The organism is Ralstonia chuxiongensis (genome assembly GCF_024158925.1).
GTDB classification, from domain to species: Bacteria; Pseudomonadota; Gammaproteobacteria; order Burkholderiales; family Burkholderiaceae; genus Ralstonia; species Ralstonia chuxiongensis.
In genome coordinates, this window is sequence record NZ_JAMYWC010000004.1 from 431757 (window position 1) to 456753 (window position 24997).

A 24997-nucleotide genomic window follows, 5' to 3' on the forward strand; every position below is an offset into this window, starting at 1 on the left:
CCCAGGTTCATTGCTGCCAGTGCACGCTAGGCCATGATCGGTGGCTTGCGGACAGCGTTTGTTGCCGCATGTTTTGCACACGATCATCGCGTCCGGGAAAGGCCATGCGGTCCTGTTCTCGGTGATATGCCGCTTCCAGCATCGATGACAGCAATATCGGTTGAATTCCGGCTCACTCATGGCTCTCTCCGTGGGCGGCATGTTGCGTGCACTCGCGCTCAAAGAGCTTTACCGCCTCACGAAGCAAAGCGATATAGCCTTCTCGTGTCGCTAGAGCCTTTTGCAATCCCTCTCGGTCATCTTGTTGGCCCAGCGAAAATCCATGCTTGAGCCCTGCGCAATAAGCGCTGTCGTATAGGGCGTCAGCAATAAGTTGCCGCGCGTACTGTCGTTTCCCGCACTCACTCATGTCCGCTCTCTCCAATGGCTGCGGCTGCGCCGTCCAAAATGAAGCACGCGATATGGCGCCCTGTGCCTTTCCCCTGACTGCCGTCTTCGGTGGCGAGCCATCGCACATCGCCCAGGTTGCGAACTTGCGCGCCCGCCGCCAGTAGCATCAGCACCCACTTGTCGATTGGATAGACCAACACCACGCGCTCGTCAAACTCAAGCCCCGGCGCAGGTTGTGGACACAGATGCTCCGGGCCTTCCGCGTTGCTCGTCTCGCCCGCAGTCGCGGCGCTGGCGCGGGTGAGGATGGCGCGGGCGAAGCTGTGAAAGTTGTTACCGTTCAGTGGGCCGCCGTGTTTGATCCAGACATCGGTAATTTCGTCATCACTCAGCCCCGTCGCCTCTACGTTGCTAGACTGGGCGCTGGCGCGGGTGAGGATGGCGATTGCTTTGTCTACCTGTTCCATGTCACCAAGCAATTTGCTGTAGGCAGGGACTGCGCGCACATGGTTCGCCAATCCGATTAGTGCTGCGCGTGCAGAAGACACGTCATCACTCAGCCCCGGCGCCGATGCTTCGGGGTGGGTGTAGAGCGGAACCGCATTTGGACACTCCTTTTCAACTTGCACCCACGGATGCACGCGCGATGCCTTGAAGAAATGCCCAGCGGGCCGCGCATCAGCCTGCGCGCGGAGGGTAGCCAATTTTCGGGACTCGCCCATCGTCAGCCCGCACGAATCACAAGCAATTTCACTGTCTCGCATTTCCATCCTCCAGCGCGGTTCCGTTTCGCATTTCGTCATAGCCATCAAAATCACACTTGTTGCATTCGTAGCCAACTGCAAGATCGCCACCGCACTCTGGGCATACACCGTCGTACTTCATCATGTGTCGCCGCAGCGATGGAGCTTTGACGGGGTATTGCATTTGCTCATAGAGACTCATCGCTTTTCCTCCAGCGCGGCGCTCATGGCCGTGTCTACTGTCGTGTCGATGTACTCGGGGCCATTGGTTGAGGCAATTGCGGTATATGCGTCCGACCACGGCCCATCGCCGCAATCGTCGTGGCCTTCATCGCGTAGGAACCTGTACCGCTCCCCATCCCTAACCATCGGCTCAAGCGCGCGAGCGCAGGCGAAGAAGCCAGCAAGCGCAGCCTCTCCGGGCTCTGTAAATCGCTCGGCACGCAGCCCGAAGCCCTCCGGCTCCAGCCACCACTTCTGGAACATCTCGCGCATCTGCGCTTCACGCTCGGGGGTCATGTGGACTCCAGCATGCGAATGTATTGATGTGCTGCGCTGTTGTTGTCAGCAAAGCGCAGATGGTGTTTGTCTATGAACTGCTGCGCTGCCGTTTCAAGGTTTGCGAACCATGCGCCGTCCGGCAGGTCATCGAAGTCGTTTGCTTCCATGTGGGCTTTGAACTTATCGCGCAGGCGAACAGGGATCGGGTTATTGCGGCTCATGCCGTCCTCTGGCTTTAAGCATGGCATCGGCAATTACATAAGCGTCTCGCGCATACATGTCGGGATCGCTTTGCGGTTGCACAGGACAGGCCAACATTCCGCCAACTGCCTTCGCCGCGAAGTAATCTCGTAGAGTCATCCCTGTGAATCCCGGAATGGGCTCCCATTTCTCATCCACGCATTGCCCCGGCATGGGAAACGCCGGTCCACCGTTGTTCTTGTCCATGTCTCCCTCGTCTAGTCCCTGAACTCAATGCCGAAGTTCTGCACGGCCCATGCTTCTATCCGGGTCATGTATGCGCCGAACTCTTCTACATTGAGCGTCGTTGTCGAAATGCCCACAGTCCCCCCTCCTGGCAATTCCTCAACGCCAATGAATTGCCTTTTTGTCCACTCATGCCACGCCTCTGCGCTGTAGTGCTTGCCGTCTAACATCGCTTGCTCGGCAATCTCGTTCAGCAATGCCCACAGACGTTTGTTTTGCTCTGTGGAGCGCTTTGCTCGATGCTCCGCCACAGACACAGCCAGCGGCTTCCCAGCATCAGAAAACGCCCTCCAGTTGTGCTTGAGGAAGTTCCACAGGGCTTGCGCGTTGGGTTCGCCGCGCAGGACGAAGGTTTTTGCAGCAGACATATCAACTCCAGGCGGCAGACTTCAATTCGGCACGTTGGGCTTGCATCGCCTTGATCGACTTGGCGGACGTTTCCATCTCGTTGATCTTGTCGCGCATTTCGTCAAGAACATGCTTCACATCGTGGCCCTCTTGCAGATCGCGCAGAACAGATGCCGACCGAGACGAGATAACGGCACAGAGCGTTTGCATGTTCCGCATCTCGTCATCAAGAGCAGACCGAACAGTTGCGTATTGGCCGCGCGCTCGAATCAACTCATCTGGAATATCTTTGAAGTCGATCATGACGGTTCATCAAATCAGGTGCCCAGCAAAGCCGCGCATGTGCTGAAGGAAGGGAATATCGTCGTCAAAATCCGCCCCGCCGCCATTCGATGCTTTTGCATAAGCATTAGCAGAGCTATGGCTTGCTGATGCGGGACGCTTTTTCAACGGACGGTCGGCCAGCAATGCCACACGTTGTGCAAGCGCTTCCGGCGTTTTCTTGCCGCTCAAGATTTCGGACGCGGTGAGTTCAGTTTGCGACTCAAAAACACCGACCAGTTTCGCAGTCCACGCGGTTTCTCCGGGCGTCTTGCGGCTTTCCTCTTCGGTCTTCTGCAACAGGAAGCCAATCTGCTTGTTGGCAAGCTCGGGATACACCTGCCCTTGCTCCATGTATTCCTGCTTTGCCTCGCGGTCCCAGCGCTTGACCTGTCCGTCTACAGGCTTCATGTCACGCAGCTTCAGGCAGGTCATGAGCGCCATCACCAGATCGAAACCAGAGAGGCGCGTGCCGTCTTCTTTCTCGGTGTAGATGAATTGACGCGTTTCGCGGCCATCGTTGGCTTGCAGGGTCAGAGCAATGCCTTTCGTGCCCGTGCGATCCGACTTGATGTCTTCGGCCCACAGGATGCGGCCAACATACTTGCCGGTTTCGGTGAGCCACTTGCCTGTGCTGTCAGCGTTCATGGCGGCTTGCTTGTCGAGTGTGTACATGCTGGTTTCCTTATGCTGCTTGCTTGAGGTCGTAATAGGCAGTGATCGCCTTGTCCACCTGGGCGAGATCGTTCTCGATCAGATCGGATTCAAAGAGGCCAATCGGTGACTTAACCGTGTCTTGGCCGTTGTTCTTGGTGCTGAACATGTAGTCGCCGTTGGCAACCACGGTCCGCAGCACAATGGTCACAAGACCTTCCATGACGATCTTTTCGTCGAGCAGCTTGCCGATGGTCTTGATCTTGGTCTTCCCGAAATCGTCAGTGCTGGTGTGACTCAGGATGTAGACGCGCTTGTGATCCGACAGCGAGGTCGATGCCATCAATACATCCCATGCGTGGCGAGCAATCTCGTTGTACTTGGCGAATGCACCATTCCCGGTTTCGTTGTCAGTCACGCGGCGCATGAACTCGTTTGCAAGCACGTACTGAAAATCATCGATGACAATGATTTCCTTGTCGGTACGCTGCATGGCGCCAACAATGTGCGCGCTGTTGTCGGTCACGAAGACGGATCCGCCTTGACCTTTAATGACCGGCTTCCAGTTGGTTGATCGGAATGGAAGCGGCTTCTTCACCGCTTGAATCAACAGCGTCTTCTCTGGGTCGAGGTTGCGCATGCTGGTGCTTTTTCCCGTGCCGCTTTCCCCGATAATCATGCAGGCTATGCTCATCGCTCGCCTCCCTTGGTGAGGGCTTTTTCAAGCGGCCACTTATAAGCATTCAGACGCATGGTTAGCGTATTCGCACGAATACCTAAGCGTCTTGCCCATTCAGCAAGAGAAAGAGTTTCGCCATTGAAAGTGAGGAGCTTGATACGGCTTGTCTTCTGGGATTGCTCTCGGACAGTTGCCCAACGGCAGTTGCCCGGTTCGTAATTACCATCGTTGTCAATCCTGTCGATAGTCAGCCCATTTGACGGCCCCATATCAGCAAGGAATGCTTCGAACGAATTTCGCCATCTCTCGCAAACTTTTATCCCACGGCCTCCGTAGCGGTGATAGCGAATGTTGTTGGGATTCTCACAACGAGCCTTCATGTTTGCCCATGCTTGATATTCACGTGTTCCGTATTGCTGATGAGTCTTCATTTCCTGATTCCTTTCCTGATTGGTTTAGAAGGGGCAACGATCCGGATTGCCGTGCTTTCGCAGCCATCGGCACCGTTGCCATTCGCGCAGTGCCGCAGCCAGTGCGGAGCGCAGATCGTGAAACACAGCTTCCATTTCTTTCCTCGTACCAAAACAAACAGTCAGCGGGGTCGTCTAGGTCGTCTTCCATGTCAGGCGAGACGTGCGCCTGTGATGGGGTTGTAGCTGCCGCGCTTCGGGGCGTTGGCCTTTGCTGCGATCCAGCGGTCGCCAAGCAATGCTTGCCAGTGGGAGCGCTTTGCTTGTTCTTGCAGCTCGCGCAGTTCAACCGGATCAATGCCGCTTGTGTCCACGTGGCGGAGATCAGTCATCTTCTCAGGCGATTTGGTCAGCATGTCGATCTCCTGTTCAGTGCTTGAACGGCCAGCCGTTGTATCGCAGCGCTGGCAAGCCATCCGCGCGATGCTTGATCTTCCCCATCATCTGCAGCAGTGCGTAATCCGTTTGGCGCACGATCTCTTTCTGATCTACCGGGCCTTCCAGTAGCAGGACGATTGCGCCTTGCACCCATCGGGTATCGCTTGAGTTCATGACTGGGCTCCTTCGCGGGCTTTGGCGAGAGCGGCGCGAGCCATTTGCATAGACTGGTTGTGATGCGGATCGCCCAAATTATTGAGGGTTATGTAGTCGATTTGCTCCAGATAAATCATCTGCAACGCCTCCACCAACTCCCCCACCAGGTTGTCGCGCTCGGCCAATTTGATGGCGGCGGCTTCATTGCTGAGACACATGGCTTTCCTCCAGCAGTCGAACGTCATGGCCGACCTCAACCCACGGCGTGAAGGAGCCGACTTCTACAGTGCGGCCGACCAATTGATTGGGGGTCATGTCGCCCAATTGCCCGCTAACCACCAAATCCACGCGATGCAAGAAACCCTTCTCATCACGGCACTCGCAGTAATCAAGCGGCGGCGGCATGTAGGCCTCAACGCGTAACTTCATGGCTGGCTCCGGTGGCTTTGGCGTGGTGCTCTCGGTGATGGGTTGGGCATAGCCATCGCACATCCAAGGGCTTGCTGTAATCGTCGTGATGAGCCTGAGCTGGCTTTGTCCCGCACACTTCGCATGGCTGTCGCGTCATGCGACCAGTTTCAATCGCAGTGCGCACCAAACGACGCGCTTTATGATGTTCTGCGGTGCCATGCGCCTTCGCATATCCACGCATCAATGCATTTCTCCGCTCTCGATTCATTTCATCTTCGAAATACGTTGATGCATAAGCGCGGTGATACTCGCGCGACATCTTCCCTGAAACAACAGGATTTCCGGCCTCTTTCCTTCTTAAGCGCCATTCAGCCTGCCTCGTCTTACGGCACGGATCGCATTCGAAATCGCTTTTTGCAAGCTGCCATGGCTTAGGCACAAACTTCTGTTTGCAATGTCTGCAGACGCTGGTCTCGTGCTTCGTATTCATGGTCAGGCTCCTTGGGGGTCAGGCGGCAAGAACCACTGCGTTTACTTCCCAAAGTTCGTCGTCCGCCATAAGAGATAAGGCCTGTCGCTCGGCATCAAGCCGACTCGGCGCAGCGATTCGATAAATCGTCACAGCCTTGGGCCGCTGTTGCGGGTTTTTCGCAATGAGATAAACCGTGTAGTCGTGCATGTCATCCCTCAGTGTCAGTGGTGGGTTAGGCGGCGAGCCCGTTGAATGGCGACCATGCGGCGATACACGCCAAACATGAACCCAGGGGCTTCGTGCGCGTAGTCGCGGGCCGTATTGACGCAGTCTTCAAGCATGTTTCCGTAAAGCCAGCAGCAGCATGGAACATGAGCAACAACGAACTCGCGCAAGGCCACGCAGTGAGGACAAGTCTTGAACGTGCTCGCATCACCATCCCACACACCGAAGACGTTTTCGTACCGTTCTCCAGCCCGGATATGGCGGCCGCACTCGTCGCATTTGTGTTCCTTCTTTGCGCTTCGCTCCGTCTTGCTGAAGACGGACGGCATCTCGTAATCGCAATAGCAGTCCACAGTCATCCCCTATCAGTACCGGCAGCGCTCGCTGCGCTCGTCGGATTGCTCTTGTTCAAACTCGCGCTGGAAGTCCGAACCAACAGCCACAAGGCCTATGGCAATCACCCCAGCAACTACGATCAGCACTGCTGTGAAGATGCCGATCTGGATCAGGATTTCGGGTGTCATGGCTAGTCCAGTCCGTAGTACTTCAACTCGACAACGTACTCATCGCCATCCCAGTACTGCATGTCGATGGCCGGATCGCGGTACGGGTCAATCGCGTGCTTGCGGTCCAGCGCAGTCAGCAGAACTTCGTCCTTGTTCTTGCCGCGATACGTGTACACACCACCGCTGCCTTGCTTGCGTTCCGTGTAGCGCACGGAAGATGCGTGGACTGCGAGAGCGGCTTGGAATGCGGGATGGAGGTTTTGCATGTCAGACCTCTACGAATTCGCCCTTTTCATTCAGGCGGTAGAACGTGTCTTCCTTGATGCCGTCCCGACCGACAATGGCTGCCTTGGCGTGGACGATCTTCCAATTGACATCGCGGTAGACGAGAAACAGTGCGCAGCCGGTTTTTCCCTTGGCTTTGCCATTGCGACCCGATGCGGTGGCTGCGCCGGAGTTGCCCGATGCGGTGGCTGCGCCGTAGTAGCCCGATGCGGTGGCTGCGCCGGAGTAGCCCGATGCGGTGGCTGCGCCGTAGTTGCCCGATGCGGTGGCTGCGCCGTAGTAGCCCGATGCGGTGGCTGCGCCGGAGTCGCCCGATGCGGTGGCTGCGCCGTAGTTGCCCGATGCGGTGGCTGCGCCGTAGTAGCCCGATGCGGTGGCTGCGCCGTAGTAGCCCGATGCGGTGGCTGCGCCGGAGTTGCCCGATGCGGTGGCTGCGCCGGAGTCGCCCGATGCGGTGGCTGCGCCGGAGTTGCCCGATGCGGTGGCTGCGCCGGAGTCGCCCGATGCGGTGGCTGCGCCGGAGTAGCCCGATGCGGTGGCTGCGCCGGAGTTGCCCGATGCGGTGGCTGCGCCGGAGTCGCCCGATGCGGTGGCTGCGCCGGAGTTGCCCGATGCGGTGGCTGCGCCGGAGTAGCCCGATGCAACCGCGCTCTTGTTCTTGCCTTCGGCCTTGACGACAGTGTTGTCCTTGTCGCTTACCGAACCCTTGGCAGGCGTGCAGCGATCCATTGTGTATTTCACCGCCGCCTTGATAAGGCCAGCGATGTCAATCTCAGCCTTCACTGAGATATGCGAGCTGGCGATTTTCGAGTCTTCGTCATGGCGAGACAGCGTGCCGCTCTGCTCAACGATGGCGAAACGCGATTGCGATGCTTTGTAGTAGCGCAGAACGTGCAGCGGATATTCGCAGGCATGGAAACCGCCCGAGCAAGCTTCAACATCGCCTTTGTGCTCGTAGCTCTTGCCCACTTCGTATTGGAAGTCGCGGCATGTCCAGTCCTGGTTGAACCCCTTGTAGGCCGTGACTACTTCTCCCGCCTGCTCTTTCTTCTTCGCCATCGTCTTCTCCATCTGCGGTGCGTTGTTTGTTAAATGCATTAAACTCCATGGGCGCACGTGTGTCAAGTGCAATAAGCAGCGAGGACGGAAAAAATCCCGCCGAAGCGGGATCGCGCTTAATGGATGGGGCGTCAGAAGGCGGTGCAGTTGGTGAAGACACCTTGTTGGACGCAGTTCATGGTTGAGGGTTGTGGGGTGATTGGCTGCGTAGGCGCCGTCTGTTGTATGAATGTGGCTCCCATCCCCATGATGGCTAACGCATTGGCTTGTCTAGCCTGCTTCTCTTGAATTTCGAGCTGCTTTCTGGCGTAACTTGCTTGCGCAATCGCCTGGGCTTGCTGCCAATCGCATTGAGCATGACGAGCTTCAAGCTCCTCAGTGGCCGCCTTTACTACAGGGGCATACCCACTTAGTGTTGCTGCACAAAGATTAGGGGTGGCATCTCCCCTGGCAATTTCTGCCAGTTGTTGCGGTGTGTATTCAGCTGCGCAAGCCGCTGACGTGGTGATGAGTAAGGCAACAAAAATTCTTTTCATGTCCCGCCCCTATGCTCGTGGCACCAATCCCGCCGCGCGTTTTTCTGCAAGCACACGTATCAGGCTAGACGCGCCTTCAGCGACGATTGGGTCATCCTCAAAAACTCCAGTGAACATTACATGGTATTCCCTATGTGTTGTTCTTAATACAAATGCGATCCCAGAAACCTCTCCCGCCTCCGCCATCTGCAAGAGTTCACGAGTGATTTCAACGGCATCTTTATCCACCACCAGACGAACCACTTTCCCCAGTTTCGGCATGTTGCCCCCGTGTTTCTGCCGCCGCCAGGTCTTTTTGGGCTTGTTGAAGCTTCTGTCGGTAGCGGCTGTTCTCAATGCTGCCACCGTATGAAGCGGTTACTGAATTAGAAATTGGAGAAAACAGACTGAAAAGCTGTTTAATTTGGTCCAAAGCCACTGCCTGGGCATGCGAAGGCAGCGCGAAGAAGTATTTCAGAAGTTCAATTGCATCTGTTTGGTGCACGAATACGGCGTCCTGCGCTCCGTACTCTTCCAGAAGCCAAAACGGTGAAACCCTCAGCACGTAGGCCAGCCTCAAAAGTATTTCCCCCTTCATAGGGTAAGTACTACCTTCCGCCGCCAACCAGTGCGCCACAGCCGCACGAGTCACTTTCACTTGGCGTGCGAGTTCTGCCTGGGAAATGCCCCTGCCTTCATTGGCGGCATCCATCGCCGCTTGGAGTCGTTCGCTGAATTTCATGCTTACAACAGTAAACGCTTGAATGCTTACTGTGTTTGACATATGATTGTTCAACACACTAAGCAGGTAGCCCCATGGTTCTGACGAAACAACAGGCGATTGATCTATTCGGCAACGGCGCGAAGCTAGGCCGTGCGTTGGGTCTGACTCGCGGGCGGATTTCCCAGTGGCCCGAAACGCTGGATCAACGGCAAACCGATCTGGTTGTCGGCGCGGCCATCCGGCTCGGCAGGGATGTTCCCCCCGCGTTTCTGAAGCCCGAACAACCCGCATAACTCTCTCCCCCTTTTGGCGTGCCCGTCGCACGCCTTCTTTTTTACGCAATCGAGCACGTGGAACGCCACATGGAACACAAAGAACAAATGCGCGGCGCCCAGCGTGAGATGCCTTTCTTCTCTGCTGTCGGTGAGCCCGAGATGGTTTCCGCGCAGTTGATTGCGCGTCTTCGCAATGAAAGCGATGCGACCGTTCTGTGTTGGGCCAAACGGCGCGTGCGCTACTCGATCAGTGATGCGGCGGCAAAGCTCGGTATGCCGAAGTCGCATCTGTCGAACATCTTGAGTGGCAAGAAGTACCTGCCGTTCGACTTCCGCATCAAGTTTCAGGCGCTGTGTGGGAACTGGGCCATCCGCCAATACGAAGACGCCGTTTGCGGCTTTCGTTCGGAGGTTGAGACGCCAGAGCAGCGCCGCATTCGTGAGCTAGAGGCCCAGCTTGAGGCTATGAGGAGCGCGGCATGAAACCAAAGACTCAATACGACCGCATCTGCACCGCCCTGCGCATCAAGGCGATGACGACGATGGAGCTGATCGCTGCAACGGGCTCTGTATGCCCCTGGCGCCGCCTGTCGGAAGCAGTGCAATACGGCTACCTCCGAGCCAACGAAAAGCTCGTAGAAGGCACGAAGCGCGTCAATGGCAAGACGCTCAAGACTTGGAAGATTGTGCGGGTGTGAGGGAACGCTGTGGCGCGCATTAGAACCATCAAGCCCGAATTTTTTACCAGCGAAGACATTGTAGAGATGTCGCCGTTTGCTCGTCTGCTCTACGTCGCATTGTGGTGCGAGGCTGACCGTGAAGGACGTATGACTTGGAAGCCAAAGACCTTCAAGTTGCGTTATTTCCCGGCTGACGCCATCGACATTGACGCTCTTTGCGAAGAAATCATTGGTCGTGGCTTGGTTGAGTTGTATGGCGATGGATTGGCTTACATCCCCAAGTTCCTAGATCACCAACACATCAACCCGCGTGAATCGCCATCTTCTTTGCCGCCCCCTGACGACGCGTCCCACACGCGTGAACCACGCGTAGATCACGCGTCAGGACGCGACAGTGACGTACAGGTAGGAAGGGAAGGAAAGGAAAGTAATAAACACGCGTCAGTTGACGCGATGTTCGAAGAGTTTTGGACTGCCTACCCGAAGAAGGTTTCGAAGGCAGCGGCGCTAAAAGCGTATCGAAAAATCAAACCGAGCGAGTCCCTGCAAGCCGAAATTCTTGCAGCCGTATCGCGGGCCAAGACCTCGGTTGACTGGTCGAAAGACGACGGGCAGTTCATCCCGTACCCAGCCTCATGGTTGAACGCTCGCCGTTGGGAAGACGAGGCGCCCAGCCAAGGCGGTGCTCAAGGTCGCTTTGCGGGGCTGAAATGATGTTGCCCTACGGAGCTAGGCCCATCGTGGAAGCCCGCATGCGGGGTAAGCGGCCCGCCGAGATGGTGGTGGTTTCGCTGGTTGGGCATGTGGACGAAGTGAATCCAGTTGTCGTTGCGGATCCATCCAAAGCGTACGACTGGCGGTTTGTGATTGGCCTTGAGGTGTGCGTGTTTGCAAAGCCCGGCGTCAAGTTTCACCCGGTTGTTTGCGAGCTTTATCGGCACGCCCCGGCATGGATTGGCCTGTGGGACGTGGAATCGCAGGAGGGCGCGGATTGCATCGTGCACCTGAAGCCGGAAGCAATGAACAAGAACCGCTTTGTTGGCGCCGATTTTGACGCGATCTACTGGCCGTGGCTGAAAAGCGAGAACAAGGAATTCAGGGGGAACGCATGAAGTTGATTGACGAATCGGTAGACCTTTCTGCCTACCTGAAAGAGCCGGAAGACGCGCATAAGGTGCGCCCCGCTTCTGAGCTTGCCGACGATGTGGTCAATCTTTTCTATCGCCCGCGCAACAACCCGAAGGTTGGTCTTGGGTTTAACAAAACGCGAGATGACTTTGAATGCCGTCCTGCAGAAGTGACCTTGTGGGCCGGGATCAACGGCCACGGCAAGAGCCAGTTTGTCGGCATGACGTCGATGCATCTGTGCGCACAGGATCAGCGAGTGTGCATTGCGTCGCTGGAAATGAACCCCACCCGCTTGATGGCTCGCATGTCTCGTCAAGCGTGGGGCGGAATTGATCCGAGCATGGAATTTATTCGCAAGTTCCACGCTTGGACAGATGGGCGTCTCTGGCTCTACGACCACGTGGGCAACTCTAGCCCGGAAAAGATGATCGCCATCATCCGCTACGCGGTGGATGCATTCGGCATTCAGCATTTCGTGGTGGACAACCTGACGAAGGTTGTGGATGGAGAAGACAACTACAACGCGCAGAAAGACTTCGTGAACCGCCTGTGTGGTGTGGCCCATGACACAGGTGTCCATGTTCACCTTGTCGCTCACGTGCGCAAGAGCCGCAGCGAGAAAGAGCAGCCGGGCAAGTTCGATGTGAAAGGCGCCGGCTCGATCACTGACCTTGTGGACAACGTGTTCATCGTCTGGCGCAACAAGGCCAAGGAAGAGGCCATGCGCTCAGGACAGCAGTACGACATGGGCGAGCCGGACACGATCCTGCAGCTTGAGAAGCAGCGCAACGGGGAAACGGAGGGTCACTACGGCTTTTGGTTCGATCCCGCCTCCCTGCAGTACCTGGAGATGCGCGGCGATTTGCCGACGCGGCTCAAGATCGAATTGGCTTATAGCGAACAGCGCGCTTAAGGCGCCGGAGGAAGCATGAACTGCAAACCCGGGGATTTGGCTTACATCGTGCGCTCCCTCTTCCCTGAGAACGTTGGGAAAGTGGTGAGAGTTATTGAGCCTGCAGACTCTTGGAATGGCAATGAAGGATGGATGTGTGAGGTTTGCACTCCACTGAAAGCCTTGAAGCCAGAAGGAATTGTCCAAGCGGTAAAAGTGATTCATTGCCGGGATAGCAGCCTTCGACCAATCAGCGGCGTTCCATTGCATGACGTAGAGCGCGACGAGGTAACAGCATGAACAGCACTGACCCGGAATGGATCCAAATTTGGCTCATCTTGTTTGTGATTCTTTTTCTGATTCTAGCTTTGATGCCATGAGAAGGGCGGCAAAGGTCGATTCTAACCAAGCCGAGATCGTGGCGGCGCTTCGGAAGATCGGTGCAAGGGTCGAGCCGATGCACTCAATGGGGCGCGGCTTCCCCGATCTGCTGGTGATGTGGCGTGGTGTTCTAACGTTGCTTGAAGTGAAGGACGGCAGTAAATCACCCAGCAGGAGAAAGCTAACTCCAGATCAGATCGAGTGGCACGCGCAATGGGGTGAATGCGTTCGAGTAGTGGAAAACGTGGAGCAGGCCATAGAGGCCATCGGCGGTTGATTGAAGGACGTTAGATAGGAGGAAGACATGCGCTGCACAAACTGCGGTGGCTATCACTCGTTGAGTCAGTGCCCATGGAATCGGCATCTGTGCGTTAGGTTGGCTGGGAGGTAATTATGAAGATCTTCGCAGAGCGGTTGAAACTAGCGCGCACAGAGCGGGGTATCAGCCAGCGTGAGCTTTGCCGCCGCCTTGGGGTAAGCCAGAACTTGGTGGGCGAATACGAGCGGGCAGAAGCCATTCCCAAGATCGATAGCCTGCTTGCGATTGCTCAGGAGTTGGATTGCACGACGGATTTTCTTGTGGGGCTGGAGGATTAGCCATGGAGCACGAGAAAAAGCATCACCACGGCTGGGTGAATCTGTATCGCGGGCACAGCAACACTCCGCCCCGCGTAAATGGGTTCGTACATCCAACAGAGCATGTAGCCAAAGAAGTCGCAAAGATGCACGGTGACGACTGCATTGCTACCGTTAGGGTGGAGTGGGAGGAGTGATGGCTACCTACGAACAAGATCCAATCACCGAAGCCAAAAAGTGCGCCGCTCAGCAAGCAGTAGATATGCACGCTGGTAACGAGCAACAACCAGAGCCCGTGCGCCAACCTACCGAGCAGATCGACTGGGAAAAGCATCGCCAATTCATGCGGGGGCTGGGATGACATATCGCAACCGTGACCTGCTCGGTGTCGTTCACGAGCTGGAATGCGTGAACTGCGGCGCCCATGGCGTACAAGCTGCCCATGCAAATCTGCAGGAGTTTGGCAAAGGCATGGCCACCAAGGCTAGCGATGCGGCAATTATGAGCTTGTGTCCGCCTTGTCATGCAGCGTTGGACCAAGGCAAAGACATGACCAAGGACGAGCGCCGAGCCATGCAGTTTGAATGCATCACCAGAACTTACGTGCGCTTGATGGAGCGCGGTCTGATTGAGGTGGCGAAATGACAGTCAGCGAAGCCAGCGTAAAAGCCGTGTACGAGCACGTCAAAGACATGGGCGAAGCGAAATTCGGTTGCGATGAAATCGCGCAAGCCATGGGCCGATCCCGTGAGAACGTCCGGGAGACATTGAGCGCTCTGGCAAAGCGTGGGCTGATAGAGAAGCTACAGAAGCCGCAACGGAAATTTTGCGGTAACTCGTTGCTCTACAGGCGCACGAATCTGCTCTACATCGCGCCAGATGACAAAGCAGACCGCTATGACTTCCGAGAGCTATACGCGGCATGGAAGATTCGGGCGGCGCAAACTTGGACGGGCATTTCACGCACCCATGAGTGCTTGGATGAGCCGCGAGGCTTTGGGGAATTCGCTGACGGTACGTGTCTATAGGGGGATGATGTGACAGATCAGGAACTTAGCGCCTATTGCCTTGAATGGGCTCGCTGGTGCCGGACGCGGCGATATTTTGCGCCACCTGTGCCACCGAACATTCTTGCTCAGCTACAGCCAAGACGGCGCGTAACGAGCGAACCAGATGGCCCGCTTGACCCCATGATGTCTTACTTCAACATGGCTGTGCATGGATTGGCAGAGCAGGAGCCCGGAGAGCATATTTGCTTCACTCTCTACTACTTCCATGGATTTAGGCCAGTCAAAGCAATTGCTGCCGCCATGGGAATCGGCAATCGAACTTTCTACGACCGGCTGCACAGATTTGCTCGCCGCGCCTATCAAATGGCTGCAACGATCAAACGTGTGCAATTGGAAGAGTGTGCGGAAAAATCCGCGCAACAAAGTTAGTTCGTAGCCGCGCGATTCTTTCTAAAATCCATAGTTAATAAGGATGCTGAGAGATTGCGCTCATGGGATGGCCTGCCCCGAATGATGTCGTTTTAGATAAAAACGAATCGCGGCGCAGGCTTTACCGCAATAGGCGAGATGCCCTCAAAAGAGAAATTGAGGAACTTCGTGAGCGCAAAGAAGAGCGTGAGCGTAGAAGTTCGGCTGATCCAACACTTGATGCAATTGTTGATCTGCTGAGAAGTCAAGCTTTTGATGATTGGTATCACGCCCTTACCGGTGAGAGCAGCGTTGATTGGGTGGACTCGGTTTTAAACGTATCGCCCAAGTTCTTGCATCCTATCGGGATGACAATGGTTGAGTGGATTGAGTTCTCTTACAAGAACATGGTCCACAAGCACAGAATGCGGCATTCCGGCTACAAACTTCTTGTGGCCGAGGAAATCCGCAATTGCAAGGATTCTCATCGACGCAGACGATTGCAGCAAAGGCTTGCAACGCCGAGATGGGCTGACCCTTCTGAAATAGCAAAGATCTACCGCCAGCGCGACCGTCTAAACAAACAGACCGGCATAGCTCACGAAGTAGATCATATTGTCCCTATCCAGCATCCGCTGGTGTGTGGACTTCATGTGGAACACAACTTGCGCGTTATTACAAAGACGCGCAATCAGGCAAAGCTCAACCATTTTATGGTTGATTAGATGCAATGCTGTAATTCGTGTGCCCGCCTTGAGCGGGCTTTTTCTTTGGGGTTCCAGATGGTGACACGGAAGCAAAAAGAGGCTGACACCGTGGCCCATTGCGGTAATTGCCGGTACTTCAAAGAAGAGAAAGAAGGCTACGAGACGTGCCGACGAAATCCGCCTCAAGTCATGATTGACGAGGAAGGAAATACGTCGAGCGTGTTCCCGCCCATCATTGCGGCTGAGTGGTGCGGCTGCTGGGCGCCTAAGCTGAATGCCTGATGGCCTCGTTACGAGACTTTGCGACTGCGCGGGAATGCGAATTCCTAGACGCCATCGAGAAGCACGGTAGCGAGCGCAAGGCGGCAGAGGCTCTAGGCGTCAATCGCGGGACGGTATCGAGCGCTATTCGGCGTGTTAGGTACAAAGCGGCCCGACAAGGTTATGCGCCGGGGCATTGGACTGGCGGCGTCGCACCAGGCTATTTGACGGGCAAAGTCACTGTTGCGGTCAATGCCAAGACGGGAGAGGTTGAGCGCTATTGGCAGCGCCAACATCCTGACGCCAATCAGATTGAGGAAGCTATCCGCGCGGCAGCCGAGGCGATGGCAGAAGATTTGCCGCGTGTTAAGGCCGCACCGTTTGATGGCAAGACAGACAGCGCGTTGTGCAACCTAGTGGTTTTCACGGACTACCACCTAGGAATGCTGGCTTGGCACAAGGAAGGCGGGGCTGACTGGGATCTGAAGATCGCCGAGCAGATGTTGTTGGCCGCGTTCCTGCATTTGGTGGAATCGTCGCCCAAAGCTGAGAAGTGCGTTCTGGCTCTGCAGGGAGATTTCCTGCATACGGATGGGTTGCTTCCGGTAACTCCGGCGCATCACCACGTGCTGGACACGGACGGGCGGTTCTCTAAGATCGTTGCAAGTGCCATTCGCGTGATTCGCCGTCTGATTGACCACGCATTACAGAAGCATCATGAGGTGCACCTGATCGTGGCGGAAGGCAATCACGATGAATCTAGCTCGGTATGGCTGCGCCAGATGTTTGCGGCCCTGTATGAGCAAGAGCCGCGTCTGACGGTCAACGCATCTGAGTTGCCTTTCTATGTGGTGCAGCACGGTGAAGTCATGCTGGCTTTCCACCACGGCCACAAGGTAAAGAACGAGCATCTTCCTGGCTTATTCGCGGCGCAGTTCGCGTGGATGTGGGGGCAGACAACGAAACGTTATTGCCACACTGGGCATCGGCACCACGTGGACGAGAAGGAATATGCCGGGATGACTGTCATACAGCATCCTACTCTCGCGGCCCGAGACGCATATGCAGCGCGCGGCGGCTGGATCTCGGAAAGAGCCGCGCAGTCGATCACGTATCACGAGAAATACGGGCAAGTCGCAAGAAACATCGTGACGCCCGAGATGTTGAGCCCCATTCGGTAGCTAGATCCGCCAGCACTGCCTTTACGGCGCACATATCGCGCTGGGCCTGGGTCTGGCTCCCTAATGGGGGCTTTCACGCATGGCGATCAAGAGGCGAGAGGCCGTAGCAGCGGCCATGGAGACTCGCTGAAAGTCGAAAGGCAAACGGACAGGCGTTATTGCTAGCCGAGAGGAGTCCGGTAGGGGTTCGAATCCCGCCTTGGTCGCCAGCCGTGAGGGGTTTTAGGGTATAGCCCGCGAGACCGCCCATGGATTGATCGTGGTCGCCCCTCAACCAGCAGTTAGCGCTGCACAAGAGTTATCGACGCGTCTCCTCCAGGTTGGCTATCCAACCACTCGCGCCCTGCTGGCATGTGTAAGTGGGGCGCTTCTTTTTGGGGCCAATCATGGCGAATTTGACAGCATCACAGCGCAAGGCAATGCCAGCCAAGGAATTTGCAGGCGGCAAGCCTTCCGGTGATAAGACCGGGCGCTTTCCGCTGAATGACAAAGCGCATATCCGTGCAGCCGAGTCGTACGAGCGTTTTGCAACGCCTGCCGAGAAGAAGCGCATCGATGCAGCGGCCAACAAGGCGTTCGGCAAAGACCGTGATGCAAAGCCGAGCAAAGAACGTGAAGTGCAACACCCGCAGAGCCACAAGGCCTTTGAGGACTTGGGCAAGTAATCAACGCTTAACTTGGAGCGCTACCCGTAAGGGCGCGGCTGAGAGTTATGAAACTGTATTTTGTTCCTGTAGAACACGAAGAAACAATGATGGGCTTGCTGCGCCGCATGAATGAAAGCGGAAGCCCGCAGCCCGGGCAAGTCTTTTTTGTTGAGCCCCATGAGATGGCGGCATTGCTTGCATCTCACATCATTGATACGCCCGAGCGAGGCGATATTGCTGAGAGCCATCTGAAAGTGGCAGACAAAGAATACACAGCATCATCCTTTTCCAAGCATGTTGTGCATGCTGGTGAGAATCAGACAGAGCCAGTACAAGTTTTCGACGATTCGCCTTTCTGGAATTCGATTCTGAGGGCCAGAGAGGGTCGGGAAGCGCCCAAAGACGCAGCATCTGAATGCGTTAATATTCCTAAAAGTCATCTGAAGTAGGGGTCTATAGATGGCAAAAGGAATAAAGACAGGTGGCCGTCAAGCTGGCACGCCGAACAAAGCAACAGCCGATGTGAGAGCGCTTGCCCAACAGTACGGGGAAGACGCTATCCGTGAGTTAGCAACGATCCTGACGACTAGTGAGAATCACTCGGCTCGAATTGCAGCCGCAAAGGAACTGCTAGACCGAGGCTACGGGAAATCAAAACAGTCAGTAGAACTTGGCGGCCTAGACGGTGGGCCAGTGCAGTTCGAGCGGATTGTGCGAGAAATTGTCGATCCTTCGTCTTCAGACGCCTAGAGCGTTCAAGCCGCTCCTAAAGCCTGGGCGGTACAAGGCTGCCCACGGTGGGCGAGGCTCCGGCAAGTCTCACTTTTTTGGTGAGCTGTGGCTAGAAGAAAACATAAGCGGCAAGTACGACTTCGTATGTGTTCGGGAAACACTCAAATCGCTTGAGTTTTCGGTAAAGAAGCTTCTAGAAGCAAAGATTCAAGCCTTCAACGCGGGTGACTATTTTGATGTGCAAGATCGGCGGATCTTGTCACGTCATGGTGGCGTGACGATCTTTGAGGGCATGCAGAATCACACTGCCGAATCAATCAAGTCACTTGAGGGCTTTGATCGAGCGTGGTTCACAGAGGCGCAGAACGCGACAGATAAAAGTCTGACGATCCTTCGGCCGACGATTCGTAAGCCTGGATCTCAGCTTTGGTTTGACTGGAACCCAGATCAGCCAACAGATCCGATTGATGTGCTGTTGCGCAGCGAAGTGCTGCCGCCCAATGCAATCGTTGTGCAGGCTAACTACATGGATAACCCATGGTTGCCTGATGAGTTGCGCGCTGAAATGGAGTTTGACAAGCGACGCGACCCAGACAAGTACGCCCATGTTTGGCTCGGAGGATACCGGCAGAACAGCAATGCGCGCGTTTTCCATAACTGGACCGTTGAAGAGTTCGATGTGGACCCGGCGCAGATAATTCGGCAGGGTGCTGACTGGGGTTTCTCAGTCGATCCAACGGTGCTTGTGCAGTGTTACATCGTTGGCCGCAAGTTGTATGTGCCATATGAGGCGTATCGAGTTGGCTGCGAGATTGTGGATACGCCAGCATTGTTTATGACGGTGCCAGATAGCGAGAAGTGGCCTATTACGGCTGACTCTGCGCGACCGGAAACAATCAGCCATATGCAAAAGAATGGTTTCCCCAAGATCATGCCTGCGATTAAGGGCGCGAAATCTCTTGAGGAAGGCGTCGAGTTCCTAAAGTCCTTCGACATCGTTGTGCATCCGCGTTGCCAGCATCTGATTGATGAGTTGTCGCTCTACAAATATGAAGAGGACAAGCTCACGGGCACGGTGCTCCCGAAGTTGGAAGACAAGGATAACCACGTAATCGACGCGCTGCGATATGCCTGCGAAGGCGCGCGGCGCGCAGTCAAGAAACAGAAATCTGAAGACAAACCGCAACGTCACCGGCCAACTGGCGCCGGGGGCTGGATGGGGCATTGATGGCACGCAAACGCAAGGAAGCAGACGGACTCGATCCGATAGTGAAGGAAGCGCAAGACCGCTTTCGTCGCTGCCAGGAGTTCGAGGACTCGTTTCGCCGTTTGTTTGTCGAGGATGTGAAGTTTGCCAATGGCGACCCGGACAACGGCTGGCAATGGCCGGATCAGATTCGCAATTCACGTGATGGAGACCAACGCCCGTGCCTGACGATCAACAAAACGCGTCAGCACAATCTGCAGATCATCAACGACGCGAAGAAGAACAAGCCCAGCATCAAGACGCTGCCTGTCGATGGGCAGGCTGACGTTGAGATCGCCAAGATCCTTGATGGCATCGTTCGCCATATTGAGTACAACAGCCACGCCGAGACGGTCTACGACACGGCCACCGAGTTTGCGGTTGAGGGCGGGATTGGCTATTGGCGAGTAGTGACTGAATACGCGCACGATGGCAGCTTTGAACAGGAAATATTCCTGCGGCGCATCAAAGATCCGATGACGGTCTATCTAGATCCGGACATTGAGTCTGCGGACGGGTCTGACGCAAAGTTTGCCTTTGTATTTGAGGACATCACCAAGGAAGAGTTTGAGGCGCAGTATCCTGGTGAAGAGGCCAATGATGTGGCCTTCCCGCTGGATCGCACGGGCAATGCGTGGTTGGACAAAGACAAGATCCGTGTCGCCGAGTACTTCTACAAGCGTCCCAAGAAAGACACGCTAGTCAATCATCCGGTCAACGGCCCGATGCTGTTGTCGGACGTGGAAGATCCGGAAGAGGCCAAGATGTTGATGGCTGATCCGCAGGTCATGAAGCGCGAAGTGATGATGCCGGAAATCACGTGGTGCAAGATCGCTGGTAACAAGGTGATCGACACCAAGCCTTGGCCCGGTCGTTATATCCCAGTTGTTCGAGTAGTTGGCGAAGAGCGCTTGATTGAGGGCAAGATTGAGCGCAAGGGGCACACGCGGAACCTTAAGGACGCGCAGCGCATGTACAACTACATGTCGTCTGCGAATGTCGAGTTCATCGCGCTGCAGACCAAAACGCCATTTATCGCCGCTGCAGAGGCAATTGAGGGTTATGCGTCCGAGTGGGCGCATGCCAATACGGACAATCTGCCCTATCTGCCATACAACGCGCGCGATGAACAGGGTAATGAAATCCCGCGCCCGCAGCGTGAACAACCTCCAGTTGGTGCGCAGGCATATCTAACCGGCATGCAGACGGCTCAGCAAGAGCTAATGATGGCGTCCGGACAGTACCAAGAGCAGTTTGGGCAGCCGTCGAATGCACAGGCTGGTGTGGCGATCCAAGCGCGTCAGCGTCAGGGTGATACGGCAACGTATCACTATATCGACAATGTGGCCCGCGCTATTCGTTACACGGGTCGCATTCTGATCGATCTAATCCCCAAGATCTATGACACGCGCCGCGTGGTGCGCATTCTTGGAGAGGATGGCAGCGAGACGTTCGCAACGATTGACCCCGAGCAGCAACACCCGGTTGCAATGGAGAACGGTCAGCCTGCGCCGCCTGAGAAGGACCGAGAAGGCCAGGACATTAAGCTCATCTACAACCCTGGCATTGGTCGCTATGACGTAACTGTTGAGGTTGGCCCGAACTTTGAGACGCGCCGTCAGGAAGCATTCAATGCGCTGACGCAGATCATGTCGCAAGATCGCGATCTTATGAAAGTTGCAGGCGATCTATTGTTCAAGGCCGCAGATTTTCCGATGGCGGATGATGTTGCCGAACGGATCAATCGTACGATCCCGGCGCAGATCAAGGGTGAAGGCCCAAGCCCAGAAGAGCAGGACATGCAGCAGAAGATGCAGCAGATGGGCCAGATGATCGAGCACCTTGCTCAGCAGCTTCAAGACGCGCACATGGGCCGCGAGCAGCAAGATACCAATATCAAAGCATATGACGCAGAGACGAAGCGTTTGCAAGCACTTGGGCAGCCCCTGGACCCCGAAATGATTTCTCACGTGGCAACGCAAGTCGTCATGCAGATGCTGCAAACAGGAATGCCAGCGCCACCGCCAGATCAGCAACAGCCAACCAACCCCGCTTCGGCGGGTTTTTTTTCGCCCGCGCAACCACAAACGGAGCAATAAATGGGATACCCCGGTCTTTTGCAAGACGCGTCTAACCCGACGCCAATCTCTACGCTTTTCATCATTCGCCAAGTGCTGACACCCACTGCTGTTGGTGCCAATACCACTGTTGAGCAGACCTTTACGGTACCGGGCCTTCAAGTTGGCGATTCGCTCGACATCAACAAAGCCTCGCATCAAACGGGCCTGAGCATCGGCAATGTGCGCGTGTCAGCGGCTAACACGTTGGCAATCCAGTACGTGAATACCACTGCTGGCTCGATCACGCCCACCAGCGAGCAATACATCATCGGCGGCCAACGCTAACCGCCAACAGCTTCAAACCAAACCGCCTTCGGGCGGTTTTTTTTCGTCCGCACTCGGCGGTTACCGAGGCTTCTCTCTTGGATTCGTCCATGCAAACCGAAGAAAACGCAGTCCCGCAAGAAGACGTAACGCCTACGGAAGAACAGGCGCAACAGCCCGCTGAAACGACATCGGAATCGGGCACCGAAACCCCCACAGAAACCACCGAAGCGACGCCAGAGCACGCGCCCAAGAACTGGGCAGAACGCCGCATCGACAAATTGACGTGGGAGAAAAACGAGGAAAAGCGCCAGCGCGAAGCGTTGGAAGCGCAATTGCGGCAGTACCAGCAGCCCACGGATCAGCCCAAGCCGGTGACGGAACAACCGTTGACGGCAGAGCAAATCCGCGTGGAAGCGAAACGACTGCTTGAACAAGAGCGCTTTGATAACGCCTGCAATAAGACCTTTGAAGCCGGGAAAAAAGAATTCCCCGATTTTGAAAAGTCTTTGCGCACGTTCGGAATGCTTGGTGGCGCACCACAAGAGTTTCTTGAGGTCGTTACCGAAATGGATGCCGGTCACAAGGTGATTCACCACCTTGGGGCCAATCCAGAAGAAGCCGAACGCCTGCTGTCACTTCCTCCGTTGCGCATGGCTCGGGAATTGGCGCGTCTAGAAACGTCGCTTTCCAAAGCCCCTCCTGTCTCCAAAGCCCCTCCACCGATTTCGCCCGTTAGCGGACGTGCGGCTCCCGCAGAGCCGTCCGAGTTCGCGTCAACGGCGGAGTACGTCGCGTGGAAGAAGGCAAACCGCAAATGAGGTTTTAAATGTCAAACACCCTTCTTACTCCGACCAAGATTCTCGATGAATCGCTGATGATTCTTGAGAACAACCTCGCTTTCACCAAGCGAGCAAACCGCGAATATTCGGATCAATTCGCTCGCACTGGCGCCAAGATCGGCGCAACGGTCAACGCTCGTAAGCCCAACCGCTTCGTGGGTACGACTGGCCCGAACCTGAACATCGAAAACGTGAACGAAACCAGCGTGCCCATCACGCTGACGACTCAGTTCCACGTCGATTTCACGTTCTCATCGCAAGAACTGACGTTGATCGTGGATGAGTTCGCTGATCGCTATCTGAAGCCTGCCATGGCGACTATCGCCAACAAGCTGGACTTCGACGGCCTGGCGCTCGCTGCTAACGTGGCAAACAACGTTGGTACGGTTGGGACCACGCCGAACGACATCAAGGTACTGCTAGACGCTGGTGTGAAGCTGGACAACGAAGCTTGCCCGCGTGACGGCATGCGTACGGTTGTATGGGATCCAGCAACCAACGGCTCAATGGTTAAGTCGGCTGCTGGCCTGTTCAATCCGTCTCCGAAGATTAGCGATCAGTACGACAGCGGCATCTTCTCGCCGTCGGGTCTGGGCTTTGACATCGGCATGGATCAGAACGTGAACACCTTCACGACTGGTACGCGCACGAACGGCACCGTGAACGGCGCAGGTCAAACGGGTTCGACTCTGATCTTGGCGGGCCTGGGCGCTGGCGGCACCGTGAACAAGGGTGACACGTTCACCATCGCCAACGTCTTCGGTGTGAACCCGCAAAACCGCCAATCCACGGCTGTGCTGCGTCAGTTCACCGTGACCGCCGCCGCAACCGCTGACGGTTCTGGCAACGCCACTGTGTCGATCTTCCCGCCGATCAACACTGCCGCTTCCAACCAGCAATACCAGACGGTTTCTGCTGGCCCCGCTAACGGCGCTGCTGTTACGTGGGACATCGCAGCATCGACCTCGTACGTTGCGAACCTCGCATATCACCGCGATGCGTTCACGCTGGCAACTGCTGACCTGGAAGACGTGAGCCAGTACGGCGCATGGGGTGCTCGTCGCAACTATCGCGGCATCTCGATGCGTATCAGCCGCCAATACGCAATTGGTACGGATACCGTGCCGTGCCGTATTGACGTGCTGTATGGCTGGGCGCCGATCTACCAAGAGCTGGCCTGTCGCATCGTCCGTTGATGCTAATTCGCCAATCCGCCCCCTCTTCGGAGGGGGTTTTTACTTCTGGGGATCAAATGTCCTACGAGTTTCAGTTGTACCCGGCATGGGTCAGCAAGGAAGGCGAAGAGCCGAAGCTGGTGAAAGACGAAGCTGAATTTCACGCGCTTGGGGAGGGCTGGAAGTTGCCAGAAGCTGCACCTTTCACTCCGCGCGAACAAGGTCCCGACTTTCAGGAATATCCGAAGTGGGTCAATGGCGTGATTGTGAACGATGCCGATGCCGAGGCTGCACTTCTAAAAGCCCAGCCAGACAGTGAGCGCGCAATCCTGCTCAAATTGGCTGAAGACAAGGGCATCAAGGTTGATGGCCGTTGGTCGGATGCCAAGTTGCGTGCCGCTGTTGAGTCCGTCGAATGACAACCGCCGTCGATCTGCTCACGCTGGCGCTGAAAGACATCGGCGCGCTCGGCATTGGTCAATCTATTGGCCCTGACGATACGGCAGATGGTCTGGCTACACTCAACATGATGTTGGGTGAATGGCAAGCCGAACGCTTAAGCGTGTATCACCTTGTAGATACAGCCATTCCGTCTACTGGTGCGCAGTCTTACACCGTGGGCAGCGGCGGCAACTTCAACATCCAGCGGCCCGTGCGAATCGAAGCCGCTTATGCGCGCCTTAACGCTGGCAGCCAAAGCGCAATTGACTATCCGGTCAAGCTGATCGATGCCCGCGAGGACTACGCAAATATTGCGCTTAAGGGACTGACATCGTTCCCTAAATGGGCGTTCTATGACGCCTCGTATCCAATGGGGAATTTGCTGTATTACCCCGTCCCAAATGCCTCTTTTGAGCTTCACATCGTAACGATGGAAGTTCTGCCGCAGTTTTCCGCTCCTGGCGCGACGATCAGCTTACCGCCGCAGTACGTTTCCGCGATCCGATACAACCTTGGGCCATATTTGGCCCCCTCGTATCAGATTGAGCCGCTTCCCTCGTTGGTCCGGCGTGCCGCAAACGCAAAACGGATCATCAAGAGAATGAACGCGCAAATCCAGGCTATGAAAATGCCGCGTGGACTGCGTTCGTACCAGAAGTGGAATATCTACAGCGGGAACCCGTACTAAATGCGAGTCGTTCTTACTGG

43 protein-coding genes are annotated in these 24997 nt (G+C 55.8%); 23 read left to right on the plus strand and 20 right to left on the minus strand.

Annotated elements, in window-relative coordinates:
- Positions 1–401 precede the first annotated feature (401 nt).
- The 20 genes from NKG59_RS15425 to NKG59_RS15520 all read right to left on the minus strand — a co-directional run bounded on the left by NKG59_RS15425 (position 402) and on the right by NKG59_RS15520 (position 9383).
- Positions 402–1244 (minus strand): hypothetical protein, encoded by an 843-nt coding sequence (locus NKG59_RS15425; RefSeq protein ID WP_253538393.1) that lies wholly within the window; start codon positions 1242–1244, stop codon positions 402–404.
- Between the two features lie 87 nt (positions 1245–1331).
- Entirely contained in the window at positions 1332–1652 is a 321-nt protein-coding gene (locus NKG59_RS15430; RefSeq protein ID WP_253538396.1) for a hypothetical protein, read from the minus strand.
- Complete coding sequence (locus NKG59_RS15435) at positions 1649–1855, minus strand: hypothetical protein (RefSeq protein WP_253538399.1); 207 nt, start codon at positions 1853–1855, stop codon at positions 1649–1651. The genes NKG59_RS15430 and NKG59_RS15435 overlap by 4 nt, the downstream gene beginning before the upstream one ends.
- Positions 1842–2081, minus strand: a complete 240-nt coding sequence (locus tag NKG59_RS15440) for a hypothetical protein (RefSeq protein WP_253538401.1) — start codon at positions 2079–2081, stop codon at positions 1842–1844. The genes NKG59_RS15435 and NKG59_RS15440 overlap by 14 nt, the downstream gene beginning before the upstream one ends.
- Positions 2082–2092: 11 nt before the next feature.
- Positions 2093–2488 carry a recombination protein NinB gene (locus NKG59_RS15445; protein ID WP_253538404.1) on the minus strand — a complete coding sequence of 132 codons (396 nt, stop codon included), beginning with the start codon at positions 2486–2488 and terminating at the stop codon, positions 2093–2095.
- 1 nt (position 2489) lies between these two features.
- The gene (locus NKG59_RS15450) at positions 2490–2771 is read right to left on the minus strand and encodes a hypothetical protein (RefSeq protein ID WP_253538407.1); all 282 of its coding nucleotides are present in this window, start codon (positions 2769–2771) and stop codon (positions 2490–2492) included.
- Between the two features lie 9 nt (positions 2772–2780).
- Positions 2781–3464, minus strand: a complete 684-nt coding sequence (locus tag NKG59_RS15455) for a hypothetical protein (RefSeq protein WP_253538411.1) — start codon at positions 3462–3464, stop codon at positions 2781–2783.
- A gap of 10 nt (positions 3465–3474) precedes the next feature.
- On the minus strand, positions 3475–4122 hold the full coding sequence (locus NKG59_RS15460) for an AAA family ATPase (RefSeq protein ID WP_253538414.1): 648 nt from the start codon (positions 4120–4122) through the stop codon (positions 3475–3477).
- Positions 4123–4133: 11 nt separating this feature from the next.
- Positions 4134–4553: a hypothetical protein gene (locus tag NKG59_RS15465; protein ID WP_253538417.1), complete on the minus strand. Its 420-nt coding sequence runs from the start codon at positions 4551–4553 to the stop codon at positions 4134–4136.
- Positions 4554–4744: 191 nt separating this feature from the next.
- Positions 4745–4948, minus strand: a complete 204-nt coding sequence (locus NKG59_RS15470; protein WP_253538420.1) for a hypothetical protein — start codon at positions 4946–4948, stop codon at positions 4745–4747.
- Between the two features lie 13 nt (positions 4949–4961).
- Positions 4962–5144, minus strand: coding sequence for a hypothetical protein (locus NKG59_RS15475; protein ID WP_253538423.1), 183 nt, complete (start codon positions 5142–5144; stop codon positions 4962–4964).
- The gene (locus NKG59_RS15480) at positions 5141–5344 is read right to left on the minus strand and encodes a hypothetical protein (protein ID WP_253538426.1); all 204 of its coding nucleotides are present in this window, start codon (positions 5342–5344) and stop codon (positions 5141–5143) included. Before NKG59_RS15480 ends, NKG59_RS15475 begins: the two co-directional genes overlap by 4 nt.
- Positions 5328–5555, minus strand: a complete 228-nt coding sequence (locus tag NKG59_RS15485; protein ID WP_253538428.1) for a hypothetical protein — start codon at positions 5553–5555, stop codon at positions 5328–5330. The genes NKG59_RS15480 and NKG59_RS15485 overlap by 17 nt, the downstream gene beginning before the upstream one ends.
- Positions 5539–6027: a hypothetical protein gene (locus NKG59_RS15490; protein ID WP_253538431.1), complete on the minus strand. Its 489-nt coding sequence runs from the start codon at positions 6025–6027 to the stop codon at positions 5539–5541. The genes NKG59_RS15485 and NKG59_RS15490 overlap by 17 nt, the downstream gene beginning before the upstream one ends.
- Positions 6028–6045: 18 nt before the next feature.
- Positions 6046–6216 carry a hypothetical protein gene (locus NKG59_RS15495; RefSeq protein WP_253538434.1) on the minus strand — a complete coding sequence of 57 codons (171 nt, stop codon included), beginning with the start codon at positions 6214–6216 and terminating at the stop codon, positions 6046–6048.
- A 383-nt stretch (positions 6217–6599) separates the two neighbouring features.
- On the minus strand, positions 6600–6758 hold the full coding sequence (locus tag NKG59_RS15500) for a hypothetical protein (RefSeq protein WP_253538437.1): 159 nt from the start codon (positions 6756–6758) through the stop codon (positions 6600–6602).
- A 2-nt stretch (positions 6759–6760) separates the two neighbouring features.
- Positions 6761–7006 (minus strand): hypothetical protein, encoded by a 246-nt coding sequence (locus NKG59_RS15505; protein ID WP_253538440.1) that lies wholly within the window; start codon positions 7004–7006, stop codon positions 6761–6763.
- Position 7007: 1 nt separating this feature from the next.
- Positions 7008–8084 (minus strand): DUF7666 domain-containing protein, encoded by a 1077-nt coding sequence (locus NKG59_RS15510; protein WP_253538443.1) that lies wholly within the window; start codon positions 8082–8084, stop codon positions 7008–7010.
- Between the two features lie 131 nt (positions 8085–8215).
- Complete coding sequence (locus NKG59_RS15515) at positions 8216–8620, minus strand: hypothetical protein (RefSeq protein WP_253538445.1); 405 nt, start codon at positions 8618–8620, stop codon at positions 8216–8218.
- Positions 8621–8840: 220 nt separating this feature from the next.
- Positions 8841–9383, minus strand: a complete 543-nt coding sequence (locus tag NKG59_RS15520; RefSeq protein WP_253538448.1) for a hypothetical protein — start codon at positions 9381–9383, stop codon at positions 8841–8843.
- 32 nt (positions 9384–9415) lie between these two features.
- On the opposite strand from NKG59_RS15520, the gene NKG59_RS15525 reads away from it, so the two are divergent.
- The 23 genes from NKG59_RS15525 (at position 9416) to NKG59_RS15635 (ending at position 24977) form a co-directional block, all read left to right on the plus strand.
- On the plus strand, positions 9416–9616 hold the full coding sequence (locus tag NKG59_RS15525; RefSeq protein ID WP_253538451.1) for a Cro/CI family transcriptional regulator: 201 nt from the start codon (positions 9416–9418) through the stop codon (positions 9614–9616).
- 69 nt (positions 9617–9685) lie between these two features.
- Complete coding sequence (locus NKG59_RS15530; RefSeq protein ID WP_253538453.1) at positions 9686–10081, plus strand: hypothetical protein; 396 nt, start codon at positions 9686–9688, stop codon at positions 10079–10081.
- Positions 10078–10296 (plus strand): hypothetical protein, encoded by a 219-nt coding sequence (locus tag NKG59_RS15535; protein WP_253538456.1) that lies wholly within the window; start codon positions 10078–10080, stop codon positions 10294–10296. The genes NKG59_RS15530 and NKG59_RS15535 overlap by 4 nt, the downstream gene beginning before the upstream one ends.
- Positions 10297–10305: 9 nt before the next feature.
- Complete coding sequence (locus tag NKG59_RS15540; protein ID WP_253538459.1) at positions 10306–10992, plus strand: hypothetical protein; 687 nt, start codon at positions 10306–10308, stop codon at positions 10990–10992.
- A 26-nt stretch (positions 10993–11018) separates the two neighbouring features.
- Positions 11019–11390 carry a hypothetical protein gene (locus tag NKG59_RS15545; protein WP_253538462.1) on the plus strand — a complete coding sequence of 124 codons (372 nt, stop codon included), beginning with the start codon at positions 11019–11021 and terminating at the stop codon, positions 11388–11390.
- The gene (locus tag NKG59_RS15550) at positions 11387–12319 is read left to right on the plus strand and encodes a DnaB-like helicase C-terminal domain-containing protein (RefSeq protein WP_253538465.1); all 933 of its coding nucleotides are present in this window, start codon (positions 11387–11389) and stop codon (positions 12317–12319) included. Before NKG59_RS15545 ends, NKG59_RS15550 begins: the two co-directional genes overlap by 4 nt.
- Positions 12320–12614: 295 nt before the next feature.
- Positions 12615–12956: a PDDEXK family nuclease gene (locus tag NKG59_RS15555; protein ID WP_253538467.1), complete on the plus strand. Its 342-nt coding sequence runs from the start codon at positions 12615–12617 to the stop codon at positions 12954–12956.
- A gap of 116 nt (positions 12957–13072) precedes the next feature.
- Positions 13073–13276, plus strand: a complete 204-nt coding sequence (locus NKG59_RS15560; protein WP_253538469.1) for a helix-turn-helix domain-containing protein — start codon at positions 13073–13075, stop codon at positions 13274–13276.
- A 175-nt stretch (positions 13277–13451) separates the two neighbouring features.
- Positions 13452–13616 (plus strand): hypothetical protein, encoded by a 165-nt coding sequence (locus NKG59_RS15565; RefSeq protein ID WP_253538472.1) that lies wholly within the window; start codon positions 13452–13454, stop codon positions 13614–13616.
- Positions 13613–13900: a hypothetical protein gene (locus NKG59_RS15570; protein WP_253538475.1), complete on the plus strand. Its 288-nt coding sequence runs from the start codon at positions 13613–13615 to the stop codon at positions 13898–13900. Before NKG59_RS15565 ends, NKG59_RS15570 begins: the two co-directional genes overlap by 4 nt.
- Positions 13897–14283: a helix-turn-helix domain-containing protein gene (locus NKG59_RS15575; protein WP_253538478.1), complete on the plus strand. Its 387-nt coding sequence runs from the start codon at positions 13897–13899 to the stop codon at positions 14281–14283. The genes NKG59_RS15570 and NKG59_RS15575 overlap by 4 nt, the downstream gene beginning before the upstream one ends.
- A gap of 165 nt (positions 14284–14448) precedes the next feature.
- Positions 14449–14694, plus strand: coding sequence for a hypothetical protein (locus NKG59_RS15580; RefSeq protein WP_253538480.1), 246 nt, complete (start codon positions 14449–14451; stop codon positions 14692–14694).
- A 62-nt stretch (positions 14695–14756) separates the two neighbouring features.
- Positions 14757–15398, plus strand: coding sequence for a hypothetical protein (locus NKG59_RS15585; RefSeq protein ID WP_253538483.1), 642 nt, complete (start codon positions 14757–14759; stop codon positions 15396–15398).
- Between the two features lie 263 nt (positions 15399–15661).
- On the plus strand, positions 15662–16822 hold the full coding sequence (locus NKG59_RS15590) for a hypothetical protein (protein ID WP_253538486.1): 1161 nt from the start codon (positions 15662–15664) through the stop codon (positions 16820–16822).
- 419 nt (positions 16823–17241) lie between these two features.
- Positions 17242–17487: a hypothetical protein gene (locus tag NKG59_RS15595; RefSeq protein ID WP_253538489.1), complete on the plus strand. Its 246-nt coding sequence runs from the start codon at positions 17242–17244 to the stop codon at positions 17485–17487.
- Positions 17488–17534: 47 nt separating this feature from the next.
- Positions 17535–17918, plus strand: a complete 384-nt coding sequence (locus tag NKG59_RS15600; RefSeq protein WP_253538492.1) for a hypothetical protein — start codon at positions 17535–17537, stop codon at positions 17916–17918.
- Positions 17919–18190: 272 nt separating this feature from the next.
- Entirely contained in the window at positions 18191–19429 is a 1239-nt protein-coding gene (locus NKG59_RS15605) for a PBSX family phage terminase large subunit (protein WP_253538495.1), read from the plus strand.
- Complete coding sequence (locus NKG59_RS15610; RefSeq protein WP_253538498.1) at positions 19429–21546, plus strand: portal protein; 2118 nt, start codon at positions 19429–19431, stop codon at positions 21544–21546. Before NKG59_RS15605 ends, NKG59_RS15610 begins: the two co-directional genes overlap by 1 nt.
- Positions 21547–21852, plus strand: a complete 306-nt coding sequence (locus NKG59_RS15615) for a hypothetical protein (RefSeq protein WP_253538502.1) — start codon at positions 21547–21549, stop codon at positions 21850–21852.
- Positions 21853–21941: 89 nt separating this feature from the next.
- Positions 21942–22652: a hypothetical protein gene (locus NKG59_RS15620; protein WP_253538505.1), complete on the plus strand. Its 711-nt coding sequence runs from the start codon at positions 21942–21944 to the stop codon at positions 22650–22652.
- An 8-nt stretch (positions 22653–22660) separates the two neighbouring features.
- Positions 22661–23869: a P22 phage major capsid protein family protein gene (locus NKG59_RS15625; RefSeq protein WP_253538508.1), complete on the plus strand. Its 1209-nt coding sequence runs from the start codon at positions 22661–22663 to the stop codon at positions 23867–23869.
- Between the two features lie 56 nt (positions 23870–23925).
- Complete coding sequence (locus NKG59_RS15630; protein ID WP_253538510.1) at positions 23926–24267, plus strand: hypothetical protein; 342 nt, start codon at positions 23926–23928, stop codon at positions 24265–24267.
- Positions 24264–24977 (plus strand): packaged DNA stabilization gp4 family protein, encoded by a 714-nt coding sequence (locus NKG59_RS15635; RefSeq protein ID WP_253538513.1) that lies wholly within the window; start codon positions 24264–24266, stop codon positions 24975–24977. The genes NKG59_RS15630 and NKG59_RS15635 overlap by 4 nt, the downstream gene beginning before the upstream one ends.
- Positions 24978–24997 lie beyond the last annotated feature (20 nt).